At 32.3% G+C, this 23,158-nt stretch carries 10 protein-coding genes; 6 read left to right on the top strand and 4 right to left on the bottom strand.

Going from position 1 to position 23,158, the window contains the following annotated elements:
- Window positions 1–120 precede the first annotated feature (120 nt).
- From ABD730_RS11020 to ABD730_RS11005, 4 genes are all read right to left on the bottom strand, one after another.
- The gene (locus ABD730_RS11020; protein ID WP_344714577.1) at window positions 121–7,026 is read right to left on the bottom strand and encodes a T9SS type B sorting domain-containing protein; all 6,906 of its coding nucleotides are present in this window, start codon (window positions 7,024–7,026) and stop codon (window positions 121–123) included.
- Between the two features lie 234 nt (window positions 7,027–7,260).
- Complete coding sequence (locus ABD730_RS11015; protein ID WP_334470761.1) at window positions 7,261–8,310, bottom strand: nucleoid-associated protein; 1,050 nt, start codon at window positions 8,308–8,310, stop codon at window positions 7,261–7,263.
- A 78-nt stretch (window positions 8,311–8,388) separates the two neighbouring features.
- Window positions 8,389–10,746, bottom strand: coding sequence for a ribonuclease HII (locus ABD730_RS11010; RefSeq protein WP_344714575.1), 2,358 nt, complete (start codon window positions 10,744–10,746; stop codon window positions 8,389–8,391).
- Window positions 10,747–10,780: 34 nt separating this feature from the next.
- On the bottom strand, window positions 10,781–11,383 hold the full coding sequence (locus ABD730_RS11005) for a ribonuclease HII (protein ID WP_344714573.1): 603 nt from the start codon (window positions 11,381–11,383) through the stop codon (window positions 10,781–10,783).
- A 214-nt stretch (window positions 11,384–11,597) separates the two neighbouring features.
- On the opposite strand from ABD730_RS11005, the gene ABD730_RS11000 reads away from it, so the two are divergent.
- The 6 genes from ABD730_RS11000 (at window position 11,598) to ABD730_RS10975 (ending at window position 22,530) form a co-directional block, all read left to right on the top strand.
- Window positions 11,598–14,705 carry a SusC/RagA family TonB-linked outer membrane protein gene (locus ABD730_RS11000; protein WP_344714571.1) on the top strand — a complete coding sequence of 1,036 codons (3,108 nt, stop codon included), beginning with the start codon at window positions 11,598–11,600 and terminating at the stop codon, window positions 14,703–14,705.
- 11 nt (window positions 14,706–14,716) lie between these two features.
- Window positions 14,717–16,138, top strand: coding sequence for a RagB/SusD family nutrient uptake outer membrane protein (locus ABD730_RS10995; RefSeq protein WP_344714569.1), 1,422 nt, complete (start codon window positions 14,717–14,719; stop codon window positions 16,136–16,138).
- Between the two features lie 23 nt (window positions 16,139–16,161).
- A complete protein-coding gene (locus tag ABD730_RS10990) occupies window positions 16,162–16,914 on the top strand; it encodes a hypothetical protein (protein ID WP_344714567.1) in 753 nt (250 codons plus the stop codon).
- Window positions 16,915–16,936: 22 nt separating this feature from the next.
- Window positions 16,937–17,770 (top strand): hypothetical protein, encoded by an 834-nt coding sequence (locus tag ABD730_RS10985; protein WP_344714565.1) that lies wholly within the window; start codon window positions 16,937–16,939, stop codon window positions 17,768–17,770.
- A gap of 314 nt (window positions 17,771–18,084) precedes the next feature.
- Entirely contained in the window at window positions 18,085–19,983 is a 1,899-nt protein-coding gene (locus ABD730_RS10980) for a S8 family serine peptidase (RefSeq protein WP_344714562.1), read from the top strand.
- 576 nt (window positions 19,984–20,559) lie between these two features.
- Complete coding sequence (locus ABD730_RS10975) at window positions 20,560–22,530, top strand: putative porin (RefSeq protein ID WP_344714560.1); 1,971 nt, start codon at window positions 20,560–20,562, stop codon at window positions 22,528–22,530.
- Window positions 22,531–23,158 lie beyond the last annotated feature (628 nt).

Genomic DNA, 23,158 nt, shown 5'->3' with positions numbered 1-23,158 from the left:
CAAATTATTTTGAATAGAATATTATGATAAGTAAAACTAAGACTACTTAAAAGTTTAACCAAGTAAAATTCAATTTTTAAAATTTGTTTTTCTCCTAAAACTCTTAACTAATAATTTCGTTTATCGTTTTAGGGTAAAATGGCCTTGTAAAACCCTGTGTTTGCCACTAAAGTTTTCTGTAAATTCTAAAGTGTACCAGTAGTCAGAAGTAGGTAATACATTTCCATTGTATAAGCCATCCCACCCCACTCCAAAAGGATCTAATTGTATTAATAATTTACCATAACGATTATAAATATGTAAAGTCGCATTATTCTGAAAATGTCTAGACATGCCGCCAGGAATCCAATATTCATTATCAGTGTCGTTATTTGGTGTAAAGAATTTTGGAATACTTATCACTGAAATAGTTTCACTCACAATACCACATTCATTTTTGTCTCTTACATAAACAGTGTGTAAGCCACCTTGTACATTGGTAAAAATATTACTGTCTTGGTAAATGCCATATTCGTCATCTAGAGCGTATTCATAATCACCTTCTCCATCAACATAAACTGTTATAGTGTTAATCTCGCTAGCATCAACAATATCAATACGTTCAATGGTTGCGCTATTAGATGGAACAACCGTAATACTTCGGCTTTTTGAACAACCATCTGTGTCTGTTACAGTAACAGCATAAACACCTATTTCATTTACTTGAATAGTAGATGTGTTTTCTCCTGTGCTCCAATCGTAATAGTAATTACTTGGCGAATCACCTATAATACCACCATAAAGCGTAATAGTACTAGGATAAGAATTTAGGCAATAAATAACGGTTTCATCACTTTTAAGATCAGGCAATGGATGAACAATAAGTGTAACGTCTTCAATTGAGAAACATCCAAAGTCATTTTCAACTCTCGAAAAAATAGTTTGAAAATAGGGTTCTGTATTTGTGTAGGTCAAATTTAGTGGGTTTTGTTGCAATTCAGCATCGTTATAAGTTTTATAGTAAATAACTTCAGTATCTGAAGGTAATCCAGAAATTATTGTTGCATTTGCTAATGATAAATCGAAAGTATTCAGGCCATCTTCAGAACCTAATTCGTCACAAAGCTCAAGCATTACTGTATTAGAATGAATAAAACTGGTTTCTAATGTCAGTTGCGCCACATTATAGCAATGTGTAGTATTATCTTCAATTTTTACGAATAGGGTTTGTGGATTTAAACTATTTATAAATGTTGAATTTTGAATATTTACATTGGTTTCTAAATCGGTTTGAGATAGGAAGAAATAAGTGGAGACATTAGTGTTGTTTCCAGTTAATTGATCGTCGTAATCATGAAGATTGAAGTACATAAAACCATCATTAGTGCCATAGTCATCACATAATAAAATATCTAAATCATAGGCTTCAGGAAGTGGTAATTCAGTAACTTCAATACTAAAAGTATCTGTACAACCATTGCTGTCTATTAGGGTTATGTTATAAATTCCTGCTGTGCTCACCTCAATACTTTGTGTGTTTTCAGACGTACTCCAGTTATAAGATACATAATCTGGACCAACATCTAAAATGACAGAAGTTCCGGCACAAAATGTAGCTTCGGTAAGTGCAGGAGGTGTAATGTGAATGGTTTCTATGTCAAACGATGTAATATTATCGCACTTACCAAGAACAGACACTCTAACAAAAATGGTTTGCGAATTCGGTGTTATATTTTGATGCGTTGTAGGGTTTAATATTTCGTTTTGCTCAAACATCGCATCCAATTGTGAATTGTAATACCTGTAAATAGCTCCAGTTTCAGTAGAAACGATGTTTTCAAAAGTTGTTAAATCAAAATTGGTGAATGTATCCAAATCATCATCACAGGCTTTTAAAACAGCGCTAACATTGTTAACAATGGCATCTGCTCTATGACTAACCAAAACGGAAGTAATGTAAGAACAACCTAAACTGTTTTCAACTCTAACAAAAACATCGTGATTGTTGTGTGGAATGGTATAATCTCCTGTTATTGGTGCGTTTTGAGTTTCAGCATTTGTTTGAGACGTATAATATTTAAAAGTTAAACCTGTAACATCAGCTACCACTAAATTGTTTAATTCTGAGAGGTTGAAGGTGTAATTACCATCAAAATCTGTGTCGCAGATAGCATATGTGTTTGGAGAAACAGCAATAAAACTACTATTTAGAGTTAGTTCTGTTGTATTAAAACACTGGGTTGTATTATCTATAACTTTTACAAATAGTGTTTGTGGATTAGTGGTATTGGTAAACGTTGAGTTTTGTTCGTTGATATCAGCATTTAAATCATTTTGAGATAAGTAGAAGTGCGTTGTTACGTTTGTATTGTTGTTTGTTAATTGATTGTCGTAGTCGTGAAGGTTAAATGCCATAAAACCATCTGAAATTCCTGTATAATCACATTCTGTAATTGTTGTAGTAATAACTTCTGGAAGTGGAAGTTCTGTAACTACAACATTAAAAGTATCTGTACAACCATTGCTGTCTATTAGAGTAACGCTATACGTTCCTGAGGTGTCAACTTCTATGCTTTGGGTGTTTTCTGAGGTGCTCCAATTATAAGAAACATAATCTGGACCAACATCTAAAATAACAGAAGTTCCTGCGCAAAATGTGGCTTCAGTGAGTGTAGGAGGTGTAATATGAATGGTTTCAATGTCAAACGAAGTAATGTTGTCACATTTGTTAGGTGCAGAAACTCTAACAAAAATGGTCTGTGAATTTGGGTTTATATTTTCATGAGTAGTTGGATTTAATATTTCATTCTGTTCTAAGTTGGCATCATTTTCAGTGTTGTAATATCTAAAAGTAGCGCCGGGTTCTGTTGTTAATTGGCTTTCAAAAGTGGTTAAATCAAAAAACGCATAGGTGTTTAAATCATTATCACAAGCTTCTAAAACGTCAGTAACAACGTCAACAGTTGCAGAGGTTTTTATAGAGATGTTAACTGTGGCAATAGACATACAGCCAAATGGATTAACAACACGAGTATAAATAGTGTGATTATCGTTTGGAATGGCGTAATTAGAGGTGTTAACTATCTCATTGTTTTCGGCTTCTGCATCAACTAGGTTGGTGTAATATGTAAACACTAAACCGGTTTGGTCTTGAATTATTAGAGGATTTAAGTCCTCTAAATCTAAGGTGTAAAGCCCATCAAAATCGGTGTCACAAATTGCGTAATGACTATCAACTAATTTAGGTGTTGCTAAAGCTTTTAATACAACTTTGCCAATAGAGAAACAGCCTGTTGCGGCATTGTCAAATCGCACAAAAACATTATCTGTTTCCGAAGCTGTATTGTGATTTTCTGGTGTTAAAATTAGAAACGACGGGTTGGCTGTTTGTGCTGCAACTTCATCAGAATAGTAGGTAATGTCAAGTCCAGTTGTATCGGCTAACATATTTGGTATTGCCATTGTTAAATCAAATTCTTCAGTAAGGTTAAAATCATCATCACATTCTGATAATTCTGTGTCTTGAACAGTAATTGGAAATGTAAAATCTAAATCTATTTCTGCAATAGAAAAGCAATCCGTTGCCAGGTTCCTAACTCTTGCATAGATAGTTTGCGGTACCGTTGTTATTAAATAATTTGAAGAAATAGGGTTGCTATTATTAATAGCATTAATTTCTGAGGTGAAATATCTAAAATTATGATTTAAAGGGTCAGAAATTATATCTGGATTGCTTAACGTTAAATTGTAGTATTCTTGACCATCTGTGAAATTATCACAGACCGTAACGCTAATGTTATTTACTATTGGTGCGGTTTGTAAATTGAAATTTATTTCTCCAGTAGTAATACAATTATCTGCAGCTTCAAGATTTACAAATAACGTTGTTGTGTCTGTAATAGTTGCTGTTGTAATTGGATTTGTAAAGCTATTTGCATTAGCTAAGGAATTGTAATAGGTTAAATTTACTCCTGTTTGACTTCCTAATATTTCAGAATTAAATTGGGATAAATCTACATTGTTTTCTAGAGTATCATTTTCAAAATCACAAACAATTATTGTATTTGAAATTATTTCAGGAACAGGAATAATTGATAAGTTTATTCGTGCAGTAGCATAGCATGTTGTTACAGCATCGTAGAGCCTAACATAAACCGCTGTATTTGAAGTTACAAAATAAGCTGATGGATTGGCAATTTCTGTAGTTGGGTTACCAACTTGTGCTTCTAATAATGTATGATAATAAGTGTTTGTATAGCTGGTGTGATTGGCGTTTACATTTGGTAAAGCATCATTTAGGTTAAATAATTCTTCATTGTTATTATCGGCGTCACAGGCTTCAATTGTTGCTGTTGCTGTGGTAATCGCTGGATGAAATGTAATAGTAATTGTTGTTTCTGTTGTACAACCATCTGGTGTTGTAACTAAAACATGGATTACTTGGGTTGGTCCAATGACGTTAAATGTTGTGGGATTATTTATAGCTGTACCATTTGTGTATTCATAAGAAAATGTAGCGCCTGTTGCTGGTGTAATTTGGGTTTCATATTGTGTTATATCATGAATTTCTTGGTTGTTGTAATATTCATCACAAATAATAGCCGTTACAGGTGTTAATAATATGGTGGGTTGAAAATCTAAAGTAACTTCTTCAACTGTGAAATCTATTTCAATACCTTCAAAAACTAGAGCAATTCTTGCGTAGATAGTTGTTAAAGTGGTAATATTAATTTCTGTAATTGGATTTGTATTGGTATCTGCTTCGGTTTGTAAGAGATGGTATGTTACTTCCATGTATTGGGCATTGTCATAACCTACAATTAAATCGCTGTCATAATTACCTAAAATAACCAGTTCCTCGATATCGTTGGCGCTATCACAAACTTGAAAAGAACCATTAGCGGTCCCATTAAAACTAACAGTTTCTAATTGTATATCTCCAATGGTAATACATCCTGATGAGGTATTTGTAAAAACAACAAAAACTTCTGTGTCAGGATTTGTAACTGCAAAATTTTCAGGATCAGAAATTAGACTTAGAGGATTTTGAGTTTGAGCACCAATTAAAGTGTCGTAAAATTGATAGGTTATTCCGGTTAAATCGGCGACCATATCTGTAACAGAATTTGTTAAATCGAAAATAGTACCAGAACTTACCTGTGTATCATTTTGTACCGTTACTCCTTCGATATAAATAAAATCAATATTAAAAACTTCAACACAACCAGAACTGGTATATGAACGTACCCAAATACGAGTAATCCCATTTAAAACATAGTATTCTGGATCTATTGGGTTTGTAGCGTGTAAAGGATCAAAAGGATTGGTATTGTTTAGCGCCCAACTTTGGTATAAGTGATAGGAGAAGTTTAAGATTTCGGTATTATTTGCTTGTACATCTGGTTCGTGTTGTGTTAAATCATAAATGGCGATATTAGAACATAAGGTAACCTCAATAGGGGCAACGATTGGTACAGGTAACAGGTTAATATTAATTTCTTCAACATTAGGACAATTAGATTCTGGCTGTAGTGTTAATCTAACAAAAAATGAATCTCCATTTGCAGCTGTAAAATTAGTGATAGGGTTTATGTTATTATCGGCATCATTTTGTGTGAGATGATAAGATATATTTACCCCAGTTTGCGTACCAATAATTTGATTTGTGTAATTTGAAAGTGTAATAGTTTCAGAATTATCATTTGCGGTATCACATAGCGTTATTTCTGAAAGCTCAGAAGTTGCTATTTCTTCTAAATTGATAAGAAGTGTTCCAACATCAAAACAACCAATACCGCGTTGTAATCTTACAAAAATGGTCTCCGTTGGATTAGTTAATACATATGCATTTGGGTTGGATATAGGTGCTGTTTCTGTTTGTGCATCTGCTAAAGAGTTGTGGTAAGATAGTATCAGTCCTGTTTGCGTGCCAATCATAATAGGCTCGTAAGTTGTTAGGTCTATAATTTCGGTTCCTATGCTATTTATGTCACAAACCACAATTTCATTATCTATAGCCACAGGGTATAGTAAATCTATTTCTATATCTATATTGTCTTGAAGTATAATATCTGGGCCAACACACATATCATAAATAACAGTTGCTGTGTAGTTTGTAGATTGTTCTGGGCAAATAGTGATTTGGTCACCTGTAGAAATTAGGTTGTTGTTTTCATCTCTCCATTGTACAGAAGTTACGGGAACTCCGTTTGGGGAAAATCGCCAAGCTTCATTGGTAGCTGCCCAAATACTCGTGTTTCTATCGGGTGGAGTTGTCGCAATGGTACCATCAATATTTTGAATGCCAATTAGTGCATTTTTTCTATATGATGCTGAAGGGCTTGTTTCACAGTTTATAGGTTTTTCTTTTACATAAACTTCAATGACATTTGAGCCTTCGTAAAGTACAATTTGTGATGTAGATCTACTTGTTTCGCAATTAAAATGATTTAAGTTTTCATAACTAATAACAAAAGCTCTTGTGGGCGCAGTGCCTGTGGTATAGGTTTTTATTTCGCCACATTCGTTTTGAGGCGTGTTTGGGTCGTCTGTACAGCCAAAAACATTATTATCGTTTGTTAAATCATGGTAAGTGCCAAAAATAGCATTTGTTGGCATTGAGGTATTAGGTATGGTGCCCGCAAAAAACGGACTATCAGCTAAAGCTGCATTTGAGTTGAAACTTATAATGCCGTTGTCTCCAATTAGTAATTCGTTGTAACCTTCAGTATAAAAACAAAAATCAAAAGGAATTGGTAAAACAGCACTCCATTTATCATCACCATGAATGTTTACTGTTGTTTCATTAGTTAAGCCGGTTAGAGTATTAAATGGTATAGAGGTTACTTCGTAAGATGTTGTTTCACTTATGATGGTGTAGTTGGCTTCTAAGCTAAAGCACCTATTAGCATCTACGGGATAATCACAATCTACTAAAATATCATCAATGCCTTGACTATCTGTTATCTCAATAAAAGGTGAGCTATTTTGGGCAATTAATGCATAGGGAAATAAAAACAAGAAGAATAAAAACAGCCTTGAATGCATCTAATTGGTTGATATTTAGTTAGGAAGAAGCAAGGTTACAAAAAAAAGTGCTTTTATTAGCACTTTTAATCTTCGAGTTATTAAATACAATTAACAATCTTAGTTGCTTTTTGTAGATAGAATATTCAATGTTTTTTCAGGACTACTTTAAACCCTTTAATACATTTAGCTGTCTTTTTATGGATATGATACAAACAAAATAAAGAGGGTTAAATTTAGTACTCATATCAATTTTTATGTTTCGTCGTTAAAAAACACCTTGTAAAAATGCATTTTCTTTTCTTCATCATAACCACGTTCTAAATACTCTGCAGAAGCATCTGGAGCATCAACATCAAGTTTTATTTGGATGTTAGTGTCTAGTTTTATTTCTGTTTTAATCTTTTGTTTTTGTTTTTTTAGCGCGATTTCAGAGACGTCAAACTGGTTTCTAATGAGAACTTTATTGTCAGATTCATAAGTTTTTTTATAATCTTCAAAGAGTTGAATCTTGTCTTCTTCATCAAATACCTCTTCTTTAAAAGTGTCAATATTTACAATTTCATTTTCTTTGAAAAAATCAACGGTTTTAGCTAAAAAATTAGTTTGTTCTTGTCCGCCAAAATTAGGTTGCAATACTTCTTTAGAAAACTCTCTACAAAGTTCTATGCAATTTTTAGTGTGCTGGTTGCTATCGTCTGGGTACTTGATATTTAGGAAGCTTTTGATCCAGTATTGTGTGTCATAAGTATTGTTGTCTACGCTAAACACAATTTTACCTTCCATGTCGGAAGTATTTAAGATTAAGCATCCTTTATCAACCTTTTTAGCTTGAATGCCTTTTTGAACTAAAATATCGTAGTTATTATCCTCTAAATAGGTCTGAAAAAATTCAGTTTTATTTTCAATTTTGAAGATGCCAATTGCATCTGTAAAATAGTCTTCATATTGTACATTTTCGAAATGACAAATAAGTACATCGCCTGTCTTAATTTGAGCAGAGTTACTTTGCTCATATAGATGACTGACAATATGTTTAGAGATGTCTACAAAATCGACATCGTCTTTAAATAGTTGTTCGCTGTAAGTGTTTATTTCATTGAGGCCAACATCACTATGGTGATGAAAACGATAGCTTTCTGCAACACTAACAAATGGTTTTAAAAGATAAGGCAACATTAAATTATAAGTGGCTTCATCAAAATGCACAATAGCATCTGAAAATGCATTTTTTGTACCATTAAATTTGTTTCCAACTTTGTGGATTATACAACTTTTTAGAGAGGCTTTATGTCTTTTTATCATGAGTAAATAGTTATCTTAATTTTAAATAATATAAGGCTTCAAAATAGAAGCGGTTTTTATATAAAAAAAGAGTGGATTTTAGTGTAATTTGTAAACTACAATTGTTTTGTCGTCACTTTGAGTAATGAGCTCTAAACCGCGTTCTCCATCCAATTTTTCTAAAGTAGCACTTGAGGTGCCAAAAACAGGGAAATTTGGAATTGATTTGGCTTGGCTATCAAAGAGGTAAACTTTTTTGGATTGTAAATCTGTTGTGGTAACGTAAATTTTGTCGTTTAGATAAAAAATTCTCGGCTCAGTATATTCGCCGTAATCTAAATCTAGTGTTCGTGATTTAATAATTAATCGATTTTCTCTTAGCGAAACCAAAGTTTTACTTGTAGTTGTAATTTTATGATTGTCTGTAAGGTTGAGGTTTTTTTTGGTTAATCTTCCTCTTGTGTCAACCTGTACGAGTTCTCCAAGCGTATTGGTTGTTGTAAATTTATTTTGATATAGATAGATTTCGTTATTTGAAAAACGAATTTTATCTTTCACGTTAATTCTAACTTTACCTTGTCGGTTTAAAACTTGAAGGTTTTCGCCAGCTCCAAAGACAATATAATCCTTAGTTCCTATTCTAAAATGTTTTGGTTGTGAGTTAATATTAGAATCATTGGTTTTGTAGTTAAAACCACTGATGGATTGTCCTTTGGCATTGTACATTAGTAAGTTTTTACCTTGGGTAACTAATAGCCTATAATCCTTCTTTTTGTCGTAATCAAACACCGAAAGTGGTTGTGTAATAGCGTCATTAAATTTTAACGGAAAAGGAGATACGTCTTTGCCATTTCTGTCTAAAACATATAATCGGTTTGGTGTTGCAAAAGCCAACTGTAGTCTGCCGTTTTTGTACATATCTATTTGCTCAACTTGCCCTAAAACTTTGCCCTGTAATTGTTTTTTCCAAAGAATATTGCCAGAACTAGAAATAAGGTAAAGAACATTATTAATGTCTTGTACTACAATGTCATGAGATTTGGATATGTGATTTTTAACGACTTGAGGCGGTGTTAAAATGGTGGCATCAAGTGAGGATGTAAATGTTTCTGTTACAGAGTTTGAAGCTGCTTTCTTTTTAAATTTTTGAATGACTCCGTTGATGTGCGTGTAGTTATCTTCACGAACAAACTGAACCGCATTGGCATTGTAACCTTTCATTGTTTTACCTAAAATTTCGGATAGGCCATCAGAATTTTTAAAGACAAATAATGAAGCTTCGTCACTTAAATCGTCATTAATACTTTGAAAAGCATCCGAATTTGCTAATGTGTTGTTGTTTAGCGCGTCAGTTAGAATTGATTTTAAGGTCTCTGTAGAATTGGTAAAAACTATAAAATTATCAAAGACTGAAAAGTAATTGGCATTTTCAAAACTGATAAAAGGCTTTAGATTAGATTGGAAGAAGTTAGGATTGGTAAATTCATATATGTCAATATCTCTAAACGATTCTATATTAGATTTATCTTCAATAGCTTCTAAAATTAAATTTGTATCAAGTGAATGAAGGATTAGAGCATCCTCTATTAAAGCAATCTCGTTGGTGAAATTTAAGAATGTTTCAGAAGCTACTGTTGCTGTGCTATCTTTTAATTGGTTGTTATTGTCGTTAAAAACTGAAAAATCATTATAGGAAACACTAATCAAAGAATTCGTACTGTGTGGCGCAATAGAAGGGGTGTTAATTTTTTGTGGAATGGTATTTTTAAAACCATCAAGATAGTTGGTACTAGAGTCTTTGGAGGTTAAAATGCCATTGTAATTTAAGCCTTTATCCGTATAGCCAATATCTAAAATTGTAAAGTTAGAATTGTCTTTATTCAAATCTTCTAAAAATAACAATTTAGAATAATTTGGTGTTTTTGATTTAAATAGGATAGAAGCTACCGATTTTTTGTCTGTAGTTTCAATTAATTTACTGAGCTTGGTGTTTTCGTTTTCAGAATTTAGGGTTTTTAAAAGTTCTAAACTATTTGAGCCAGCAAAAGTGTTACCTATAATCTTATGATAAATAACAGAGTCGTTTAATTGTGTCTTTTCAATTTTTAGGTCTGCTAAAGTTTCCGAAATATGATTAGAAATAGAATCTATAACAAATAAGGTACTGTCGTTTTCGGTAAGAATTAAATAGTTTGAGTCATTAAGGGAAATATATACCTGTTTTGTGGTATTTAGAGTTTTTAGAATTTGTGAAGCACTTTGTAATTCTGTTGTGTATATGTTAGAGAGGATCTCATTGTTGTCTATACTACTAATAAAATCACTAAGTTCATTAATTTGAATAATGACATTTGTTTCATTAGGAATGAATTTATAAGGTTGTTTGGTTTTGTCGTAGTTTTTTTGGCAAGCCAATACTAAGGTTAACAAAATCAATAAAAAACCAAGTCGCTTCATTAAGATAGAATATTTAGATTACAAATATAAAAAGTTATATGTTCAATTTGTATTGCTCTGGTAATAATCTAAATGATTTTCTATGGTATTTGGTAATACCGTATTTTTTAATAGCAACTCTATGCTCTTTTGTTGGGTAGCCTTTGTTTTGTTTCCAATTGTACATAGGAAATTCTTCGTGAATTTTTTCCATATACGCATCTCTATAGGTTTTGGCTAATACCGATGCGGCAGCAATACTTAAATATTTACTATCTCCTTTTACAATTGTTGAATGTGGAATGGATTCGTAAGGTTTAAATTTATTGCCATCTACAATAATATACTCTGGAGCAATTTTTAATTGAGAAATAGCACCATGCATTGCTTTTATGGATGCATTTAGTATGTTGATACTGTCAATTTCTGTTTCAAATATATGTTGAAATGCAAATGCTGTAGCTTCTGTTTCAATAATGGGTTTTAATAGTGTTCTATTTTTTTTAGAAAGTTGTTTAGAGTCATTGAGTAAAATGTTTTTAAAAGAAGAAGGTAAAATGACAGCGGCAGCAGTAACAGGTCCTGCTAAACAACCTCTTCCTGCTTCGTCTGTACCACACTCTAAGTTATATGTAGAAAACTGAATTTTTAAAGACAAAATGTTAAATTTTGAACAAAGTTAAAATTTTAACGCAACCCTTTTGCATTTTTTGCATCTAAGTGTTGAGTTAAATGTTTAAAACATTAGGAAAATGATTTATGCGATATGTTGACGAAATCGCAAAAGTATTAACATTTTTTTAGCAAAAACACTTGCTTATTTAATATTTAATTAGGATGTTTGCAACTAGACTAACTCAAATAATTGTTTTATGAAATTAAAGTTAACATGGTTATTAACGCTTTTTATGGCGTTCGTGATGCAATTTTCTTTTGCACAAGAGAAAACTGTCACAGGTACAGTTACAACAGCTTCGGATGGTTTACCTCTCCCTGGTGCAAGTGTAATTGTAAAAGGGACCTCTAGAGGTCAACAAACAGATTTTGATGGTAAATTTACTATTAAGGTCAATCAAGGAGATGTTTTAGTAATTTCTTACGTGGGTATGACACCTGGAGAAATTAGAATAGGTGCTGGTAGTACTTATGATGTTTCTTTAGAAGATGCTAGTACTCTTGATGAAGTAGTTGTTACAGGGTATAAAGGTGCTACAAATAGTGCTAAGATATCTTCATCTTTATCTACAGTAGATGCTGAATCTATAGAGCAAGTGCCAATTACATCTGTGGATCAGATGTTACAAGGTCAAGCTGCAGGTGTAAATGTAAGTACTGGTTCTGGTCAACCTGGACAAAGTGCTACAATTATTATTCGTGGTAGAAACTCACTTAACGGTGATACTGAGCCATTATTTATTATTGATGGTGTGCCAGTTGATCAAGATAACTTCCGTAGTATAAATCAGAATGATATTGCTACTATGTCTGTATTGAAAGATGCTGCAGCAACTGCTATTTATGGTAACAGAGGTGCTGGTGGTGTAATCCTTATTACAACTAAGACTGGTAAGAAAGGTTCTGGTGTTCAGGTGAAATACAGATCTTTATATGGTATTTCTGAATTACCAAGTCCAAAGTTTTCTGTAATGAATACAACTCAGTATTTAACTTATCAAAGAGATTTATTACCAGGAACACAGTTAGGTGATGGTTTATCAGATGAGCAAATTGCTGCTATGGCAAGACAAGCAGATACTAATTGGTCTGATATTTTATTACGTCAAGGTAAAACTGAATCTCATGAGGTTACAGTAACGACTGGTGGTGAAAATGCTACGTCTTTTACGTCTCTTCAATATTTCAAGCAAGAAGGTACAACGTTAGGTAGTGATTTACAACGTTTTTCTTTTAGAAATAACTTTAATGCAAATTCTGCAGATAATAAATTAAATTTCTCTACAAGTTTAACAGCTAACTACTCTGTAAGTAGTTTCGTTGTAGATGCACTTAGAGATTCAAATACTGGTGGTGATTTAGATAACCCATTCCTTGTGCCTTATGGAGCTTTACCTTATTTATCTCCATACAATCCAGATGGTTCAATTAATATTTGGGGTACAGGTCCTGCTGCTAATGGTGGGTCAGATGCTTATTTAGCAGATGGTTCAATAAATTATGCAGGAGTTGATGGTTTTAGAAACACACCTTTCATTGCGATGAATACAGCTGCTTTAGGTACAGATGAAGAATCTGAGATTAAGGTTGTTGGTAGAATTGCTGCTGATTACAACTTTGCTAAAAACTTAACAGTTGGTACTTCTTTTGGTCTTGACTACACGAATAGAGCACGTTTATTTATAAACCCTCCAGGAAGTATTAGAAGTTTTAGAACACCTTCAGATGCTTCTTTAGAAAAAGGAACGCAATTTGAAAGTTTTTATAGAGATGCTAATTTCATAACAAATGCATTTGTACGTTATGATAATAATATTACTGAAAAGTTAAACTTAAATGCGGCTGTTTTTGCTGAATATAACTACTCTAATACGCAAGTAGGTAGTTTCCAAGCTTATGGGTTAAATCCTGCTTTGCCTGGTTCTGGTTCTGGTTTTTCTGATGGTGCAACGACTGAAGGAGCAAATAATGATGAGTATAATTATATACCTGTTGTTGGTTCAAGTGAGTCAGAATTAGCTTTAGCTTCTGTATTCGCAACACTTGATTTAGATTATGATAATCGTTTTGGTTTTTCTGCTTCTATTAGAAATGATGCTACTTCTCGTTTTGTTGAAAACAGAGATGGTATTTTCTGGTCTGTTGCTGGTAGATGGAATATAGATAACGAAAGCTTTATGCAAGATGTTGATTGGTTGTCAGTTTTAAAACTGCGTGCTAGTTATGGTGTTGTAGGTAACCAAAATGTTGGTGGAAGATATATTGGTTTACAAACTGTAGGTGCCGGTAGTGGTTACCAGTTAACAAACTCTTATGCATTAGGTACTTTAATTGACCCAGCTATTAAATGGGAAACTTCAAACCAGTTTAATGTTGGTTTAAGTTTTGGATTCTGGCAAAAGAGATTATCGGGTGAATTAGATTACTATAGTAATTTAACTACAGATTTATTTGCAAATAAATTGTTATCTACTGCAGGTACAGGATCTGCTTCTGTTACAACAAACGTTGCAGATATGAGTAACAAAGGTGTTGATTTACAAATTTCTTATGATATATTAAGAAAATCATCAACTAATAACTGGTCTATTACTGTAAATGCTAATGCTAACTACAATAAAAACGTTGTAGAATCTTTACCAGGTGAATTTACTGGTAATACCTTAAGAATTGCAGAAGGTTATTCAGCTAATACTTGGTATATGGTAAGATGGGCTGGTGTTAACCCAGCTAATGGTGAGCCTTTATATTTAGATGCAAATGGTGATTTAACTAATGAGTATGATTTTGATAACAACGCGGTTTATTTAGATAAAAACTTCGATCCTACTTACACAGGTGGTTTCGGTGCAGATATTAGCTATAAAGGATTTGCGTTAAATACATTATTTGCTTTCCAAGCAGATCGTTGGAAAAATAATGGTTCTTTAGCTCTTATTGAAGATTCTAGTTTAGGTGGAAACTTAAACCAATCTACATCAATGCTAAACGCTTGGACTACACCAGGACAAATTACAGATGTGCCAGCTTTATCTTACGGTGGTGTACGTGCAATTAGAGGTGACAGAAACTTAGAAGATGCATCTTTCTTAAGATTAAGAAACATATCTTTATCTTACAATGTTGCTAGCGAAGTATTAGAGAAAACAAAAATGTTTACTGGTGTTCGTATTTTTGTTCAAGGTACTAACTTGTTTACTTGGACTAAATTCCAAGGATTCGATCCAGAAGGTACAACAGCTTCAACATTTTTCGAATATCCTGTAGCTAGAACTTATAGTTTAGGATTTGATATAACGTTTTAAAAAAAAAAAATATGAAAAAACATTTAGCAATATTAACTTTAGTTATCACAACAGCCTTTGTGAGTTGTAGTGATCAGTTAGACAGATATCCCGTTGATTCTTTAGTAGAAGAAACGGCTTACAATACAGTTACAGACCTTCAGTATGGACTTAATGCTGTTATTGGTAATTATAACTATAATTATATCATTGGATTCAATTCCCTTTTTACAGATAATACGCAATTAGGAGTTGATAATGGGGGGCAAGAGGTACCTTATCATAATCAAGTTTTGAATCCTGGTTCAGCTGCTATTAATGGTAATGCGGTGCTATGGTTTAGTCGTTATTCTAATATTAACGATATGAATAGACTTTTAGTTTCAGCAAGTACTATTACGCCAAGTGCTGATGAATTAGATACATATAATAATATATTAGCGCAAACGTATGCATTTAGAGCATTAGCGCATTATGAATTATTATTATACTATGGTTTAGATCTTACAGATGATTCAGCTTTAGGAGTACCTTACGTTGATTATGTATCTTCAGATGCTACACCTGGTAGGGATACTGTGGGAGATGTTGTAACTAGAATTAACGAAGATTTGGATCAAGCTTTAGCTTTATTCCCAGCTGGTACAAATGATATCAATTTTGCAACACCTGATTTTGTGACTTTTTTAAGAGCTAGAATGGCTTTAGAAACTGGTGATAATCTTGGTGCAATTAATTTATGTAATTCATTAATTGCAGATTATCCATTAGCAGACGTTAGTCAGTATTATGGAATGTTCAATGAAGATGCTGATAAAACAGAAGTTGTTTTTAACTATGATAATGTTCAAGGATTTGACTATGCGATTAATTTCCTTTGGAATTTCTCTGGTCAAGGGCCTAAATTCGAGATATCTAACGAGTTGTATAGTTTATATGACGATAATGATATTAGAAAAACAGTTATTTTAGATCCAGTTAGTGATATAGATGAGGAGGTATTAGTTATTGGTAAATATCCTATCAATGCAGATACGCAAGCAATCAATGATTTTAAAGCTATGAGAATCTCTGAAATCTATTTAATTAGAGCAGAGGCATATGCTAAAACAACTCAATTCGATCTTGCTGCTGATGATGTAAATGCTGTTCGTGCTGCTAGACATACTGTAGCGGTAGATGATGTGGAGTATGATTCTTTACTTGAGGCTATAGAAGGTATTATTACCGAAAGAAGATTAGAATTAGCTTTTGAAGGTCATAGATATACCGATATCAAGAGAGTTAGAGCGATAACTAGTAAAGGTATTGAGAGATCAGAAGATTTAGGTGATTGTGATGGTGCAGCTCCATGTAGCTTGCCAGCATCTTCTAAGGAGTTTATTTTACCAATACCTCAAGGTGAGCTTAATGGTAATCCTGTTATTAGAGAACAACAAGCACCAGGTTATTAATCAAAAAAAAACAAAATATTATTATGAAAAATTTATTCAAATTATTCCTCATTTGTTTGCTTATCGTTTCTTGTGAAGAAACAGAGCCAATCTTATTTGATGGAACTACAGCTGTAGGATTTTCAGAAGCTGTTGTTGATTTAAGTATACCAGAAGGTGGTATAACGTCAACAGTTTCTATTATTTCTACAACTACAAGTTCAGAATCGCGAACTTTTGATGTAACCGTGGTTGATACACAAGGTTTAGAAGCTAGTGACTATTCAATAGGAACTGCTACAATACCAGCTGATTCATATGAAGGTACTTTAGATGTAACTTTTAACTATGATGGTTTAGAGGACTTTACACCTTATGTATTAACTGTAGCTTTAGAAGTTACTGGAGGTGGTAGTGCATTTCCTCCAATATCTTTTAACCTTTTGAAAGAATATGATATTAGCACATTTGTTTGTGGAGAATTTAAACTTAGTATTGTAGCAGACAACTATGCGTCTGAAACAACTTGGGATATTAAAGATTCTACAGGAGAAGTAGTAGCTTCAGGTGGTCCATACGAAGATCAAACTGCAGGTACAGAGTATGTTTCTAACATCTCTTTATCAGGTGGTGATTATACGTTTACAATCTATGATGCTTACTCTGATGGTCTATTCGATGGTACTAATACAGGAACGTACAATTTATATTGTGCTGCACAATCGGTAGTGTCTTATGCATCTGGTAGTGGCAACTTTGGAGCTTCAGAATCAACTGATTTTACTGTAGTAGAATAATAATTTATAAAAAACGTATCTTATGAAAAAAATAATAAAATTATTACCAATATTACTTCTTGTTTTTGCATTCAGTTGTGGAGACGATGATTTTTCTGAAAATTTCACGACTGATGATCCTACAACAGGATGGGTAGAGTTTGCAACTCCTAATGCAGGAACGACTATCTCTGCTGCTACGGAAACATTATCATTACCTGTTAGCCTACGTGTTCCTGTGTATAAAGATGGCTTAAATGTGTCTTATACAATTCAGGCAGTAGAAGGTGATTATACTTCTATTTTAACAACTGACGATACTTTAACTTTTACACCTGATCCTTCTGGAGCTAATGGTAATACTAGAGTAAAGAGTATTGATTTACATTTTGAAAATGTAGCAGATTTAACTGATCTTGTTGTTTTTGATGTAGTTTTAACTGCAGTAGATGTAAATGGGGTAACTATAGGTGTTGATGATGAGAGTATCACAACTTATAGAGTTTCTACACCTTGTCCTATTGTTATTGCTGATAGCTATAATGTTGATGTATCAGCTCTTGGTGGTGCGGCTCCTTCTCATACGGTAGATTTTACTCTAGTTGGACCTAACCAATATTCATTAGCGTCTACTTGGGGACCAAACTTTGTTGGTTGGGCTACAGGAGATGATAGCTTAAATGGGCAATATCCTTATCCAGGATTTATCATTGTTAATGATGATTTAACTGTAGATCTTATCTCAGATGATCCTCTTTCTCCAGATGGTGGAACTGGTACTTATGATAGTTGTAATGATGTATTTATCATTAGTTTAACTCAAGGAGTATTTACAACAGATTTTACTGTAGATTTAGTAATGACAGCTGCTGAGTAAGTTGTATTATTAATTAAATATTAAAAAGCCCGCTTTTAGCGGGCTTTTTTTATGAGTATTTTTAAATATTACAATTAACTGTAATATTTAAAATTCTTTTAATTTGTTTACGTTGAGTGTAGTTTTTAGTTTGATTTAATCTTTAAGTCAGCTTTAATATAATTATTTTGTTGTTTAATTATGTTTAAAATATTATGGCGTTATTATAAATTTGTTAACAGCTTTATTTTTATATAATAAATAATTAAACATATATTTGTACGTTACTCTTTGTATTTCCTAGTTTAAAAGAGTATTCTTCAAAAAAAAAAAAAATGAAAAAAAATTATCTCTATGTAGCTGTTGCATTAATTTCAGCAATATGTACATCTCAAACTTCGCAAGAATTTGCAAAAATCACTTCTAAATATGATAAAGAAAAAACAAATGCTGTTATAGAATATCTAGGTTTAGAATATCAAAAACAAAAACGTCGCGTTAAGGCATATTTAGAATCACTTAGTTCAGAAGAGCGTGCTAAAATCGATGAAAATGCTTTGGTGGATGTAACTCCAGAAGGTGAGCTTTTGTATATTGTTCCTACTAATAATCATGCTGCAATAACTATGAAAGTAGATAGGTTATATCAAGGCGGTTCTTTGGGCTTAGATTTAGCTGGGCAGAACATGGTTGCAGGTGTATGGGAAGCACAAAATGGATATCCGCTTCCATTTCATCTTGATTTGGTTGGGAGATTAACTGTCATTGATGGTGGTGGTCCAAGTACTTTTCATGCTACGCACGTTACTGGAACAATAATCAGTTCTGGGGAGAACTTTATTGGAAACCTTGGTAGAGGTATCGCTTATGAAGCTAGTGCTTTGGTAGCTAATAGTGCTAATGATTCACAAGAAATGGCAACACAGGCCGCTGAAGGACTTTTAGTGTCTAATCATTCTTATGGTTTGTCTGCAGAGAACTTATCGGTATCTGCATTTGGTGCTTATATTAATAGTTCGTTTAATTTAGATTTAATAACAAGTAACAACCCTTATTACTTACCAGTGGTGTCAGCAGGTAATGATAGGGATGATTATGTGTTGTATAATCCTTCGCAAGGTGGATACGATTTGTTAACCGGTTTTTCTACTTCAAAGAATTCAATTACATCAGCAGCTGTTCAAGAAGTGCTTAATTACACACGTCCTAGTGATGTTATAATGTCTACATTTAGTAATTGGGGGCCAACAGATGATGGTAGAATTAAACCAGATATCTCTTCTCAAGGTGTAGATGTAAGATCTACTGTTGAAACAAGTAATACGGCCTATGGTCTTAGTTCAGGAACATCAATGTCTGCTCCTACAATTACAGGACTATTGTTATTATTGCAACAGCATTATAACGATGTAAATTCAGAGTTTATGTTAGCTGCGACAGCAAAAGGTTTATTGTTACACACAGCTGACGAAGCTGGATCTTCACCTGGACCAGATTATAGGTTTGGATGGGGCTTGGCTAATGGAGAGAAAGCAGTAGAAACTATAACTAATAACGGAGTTAATTCTCATATAGAGGAGTCAAGTATAAACAATACAGAAACTAAAACTTTCAATATATTGGCAACAGGTGATGAGCCGTTGAAGGTTTCAATTTCTTGGACAGAACCAGTTGGTACAGTTATAAATAATGATGAAAATAATAGAACCGCTCAGTTAGTTAACGATTTAGATGTAAAATTAACTATGGATGGTACAGATTACTTTCCTTGGAAGTTAAGTCCTATTAGTCCTTCTACTGGTGCAACAAGAAATTCTACAAATGATGTTGATAATTTTGAAAAAATAAAAGTAGATAATCCTATCAGTAATGACGTTTATACAGCAACCATTACTCATAAAGGTACTTTATCTGGTGGCTCACAAAATTACAGTCTTGTAATAACAGGAGGTATCTTAACAGATTTAAGTGTTGAAGAACAAGATGCACTTAAAACTGATATTGTGATTTACCCAAATCCTGCTAATGATATAGTTACAATTAAAAGTCGTACAACAAGTCAGTTTAAAAATTATAAAATTATTGATAATATTGGAAGAGTAGCTTTAGAAGGTAATTTTGAGTCTAATTCTAATACACCTCAGATTAATGTTTCTCAAATTTCTAAAGGAATATATCACCTTATGGTGTTTTCAGAAACAGGTGTGTTTACTCAAAAATTAATAAAAATGTAGAAAGAAAAAACTGTGCTAACTGTTGTTTACACAGTTTAAGGTTTCAATTATAAAAAACCAGAGAATTGATATTCTCTGGTTTTTTAATTTTTTAATAACGGAAATGTTGTTGTACCCAACCATAGTTTAGTTTTAAATTATAGATATGGTAAGTTTAATATCGGTATTGTTGAAACGATACTAATCATATTCTGTAATTAATTAAAGAAGATAAAGATTCTTATACTAAATATAAATTTGTACGACCTTTAAAAGCAAGTACGAAATTTAAAATATTATTCAAGGAGTTAAATTAATGTTTAAGATATTTGTGGCAGATTGGAATTTAGAAATAGTAACTGATTTGTTCTAAGATTTAGTGAAATAATTATCTTAAATAGTACATCAGTTTCATATATGTAAATCATATCTCTGAAGTTAATAATTGAACATTTTATACATTTCTTTTTAAAGAACAACCAATTTGTTTTAAAGGCAAATAATCAGTGCTGCCTTTTTTATGTTAAGTAAAGTATAATTTTATATTTGTAAACAATAAAATATGATTTACTTTGTTTGAAAATGATACAGTCTTAAATGCAAATTAAATATTATTACATACTTGTTTTTTTTCTTTTTGTAACTAGTCTTGGAGCACAGGTTAAGCTTAAAGAAAAGACGACTCAAAATACGCAGGGTAATTTTGGTAAGGATTCTACCGTAACAAACCGTTCTAAAGGTTTTAAGGAAGTAGCTACTGTAGATATGTATTTGCAATTTAATTATGAGCTAGATTCAATACCCATTGATACCACGTTAGCAATTAAAAAAGATTACAAATTTAATTACTTGCAGAAAGATAATTTTGGCTTAATGCCCTTTGCTAATATTGGTCAAACATATAATACACTTAGTTTCGATGCTTCAGAAAATAAAACCAAACCTAGTTTTGGAGCAAGAGCCAGGCATTTTAACTATCTAGAACATGAAGATATTAGATTTTTTGAAGTTCCAACACCTTGGACACGCCTAACCTATAAAACAGCTTTTGAACAAGGACAGCTCTTAGATGCTTTTTTTACAGTTAATCTATCTAAGCAGTTTAATTTTTCATTAGCATATAAAGGATTAAGATCGTTAGGAAAGTATCAAAATTCGTTAACCAGTTCAGGTAATTTTCGTTTTAATTCAAAGTACAACACAAAAGACAAAAGGTATACTGCCAAAGGATATATAGTAATGCAAGATTTACTAAATCAAGAAAATGGTGGAATTAAAACTGAGGACCTTGAGAATTTTGCCTCAGGTAATGAAGAGTTTTTGGACAGGTCTGTGTTTGATCCTAATTTTGAGAACGCAGAGAACGTGCTTGAAGGGAAGCGTTTTTATTTTGAGCACTCTTATAAAATTACAAAAGAGAAGGATTCTTTAAGTAACAATAGACTTTCGCTAATTAATAAAGTTTCTTTTGAAGACAAATTCTTTCAGTTTAGCCAAGATGTGGCAGTGACGGATTTCTTTGGAGATGTTTTTTCTAATAGTATTAATGACAGAGTAACATTAGAAGACTTTAGAACTTCACTTGGGCTAAGCTATTCTAATAATACATTAGGTCAAGTTGGATTTGCATTAAACTATACAGATATTAATTATGGTTATAATAGTGTTGTGTTATTTCCAAATCAGCAATCAATACCTAATAGAATTGTGTCCAATTTTATAGGAATAGAAGGAACATATTCAAAAGCTTACAAAGGGTTTAATCTTTCGGGGCGTGGAAATTTAAATTTATCAGACACATTTGTCGGTAGTTTTTTGGATGGAACAATTAGTTTGAAGTTAAATGAAGATATAGCACTGTCTGGAGGTATTACAATTAACTCTAGACTTGCCAATTATAACTATTTATTATATCAAAGTGACTATATCAATTATAACTGGTATAATTTTGATGACTTCAAAAATGTAAATACACAACAGATAAAGTTTAGTTTAGAATCACAAAAGTTGTTTAATGCTTATTTCGATATATCCAATATAGATAATTACACCTATTTTAATTTAGAGGAAACAATAGATCAAGTTAATGTTATTAGACCAAAGCAATATAATAAGCCACTTCAATATTTAAGGTTAAAACTTCAGAAGGAATTTAAAGTCGGCAATTTTGCATTAGATAATACAATAATGTATCAAAACGTAGTTAGTGATGATAATGTTTTAAATGTGCCAGATTTTATAACTCGAAACACCTTGTATTATACCAATCAGTTATTCAAAAAGTCAATGACGCTTCAGACAGGTATAACTCTAAATTACTTTACAGCTTATAATATGAATGGTTATGATCCTTTATTGGCAGAATTTTATACTCAAAATAATACTGAGTTAGGTGGTTTTCCAAGGCTAGACTTTTTTATTAATGCTAAAGTGAGACAAACCCGTATTTTCTTAAAAGCAGAACACTTTAATTCTTCATTTACTGGATACGATTATTTTTCGGCTCCGAATCAACCCTATAGAGATTTCATTATTCGTTTTGGATTAGTATGGGATTTCTTTCTGTAAAAGACTAAGACGTTTTTTTTAATTAATAGAAGTATGTTTAGTACCACTCTTACTTACTTACTTACTTACTTACTTACTTTTAATTATATAATATGAGAATTATTATGTATAAGTCCTACTTATATAGTCTAATCTAATAAGGTGCTTAATAAAGACAGCTGTTTATATGGTTACTTCATGTATGTGTTATAGTTATAAGAGTTGTTAATAGTAGAGTTTCTTTATAAGAGTTTAAAGGTTACTAGACTCCTTATTATATAAAACCAAAAAAAGAGAGATTCTAAAATAGTGGTTTCAAGGCAATTAAAAAAAGATTAAAATAAAAAGGAAAAAGGTGTTGTGGGAATGAAAAAGGGTTTTATATTTGCACCCCGAAACAAAGACAACAAGTCAAGTTTCAGACGTTCATTTCCAGATAAATTTAACTTTGAAAAAATAAATAATATTTTTTCAAATTAAGTTTGTGAGAATGAAAAAAGGGTTTTATATTTGCACCCGCTTAGCGAAACAATGTTAAGTAAAAGTAAAGAAAAGTTCATTAACATATTGAATTGACAGCGTAAGAATATAGTTGGAAACGGCTATTTTCAAACAAGAGAATAAATCATTTAGAGTACTAGAATAATTC

It is taken from the genome of Winogradskyella damuponensis, from assembly GCF_039538385.1.
Lineage (GTDB): Bacteria > Bacteroidota > Bacteroidia > Flavobacteriales > Flavobacteriaceae > Winogradskyella > Winogradskyella damuponensis.
This window is presented reverse-complemented; position numbering and strand designations above follow the sequence as displayed.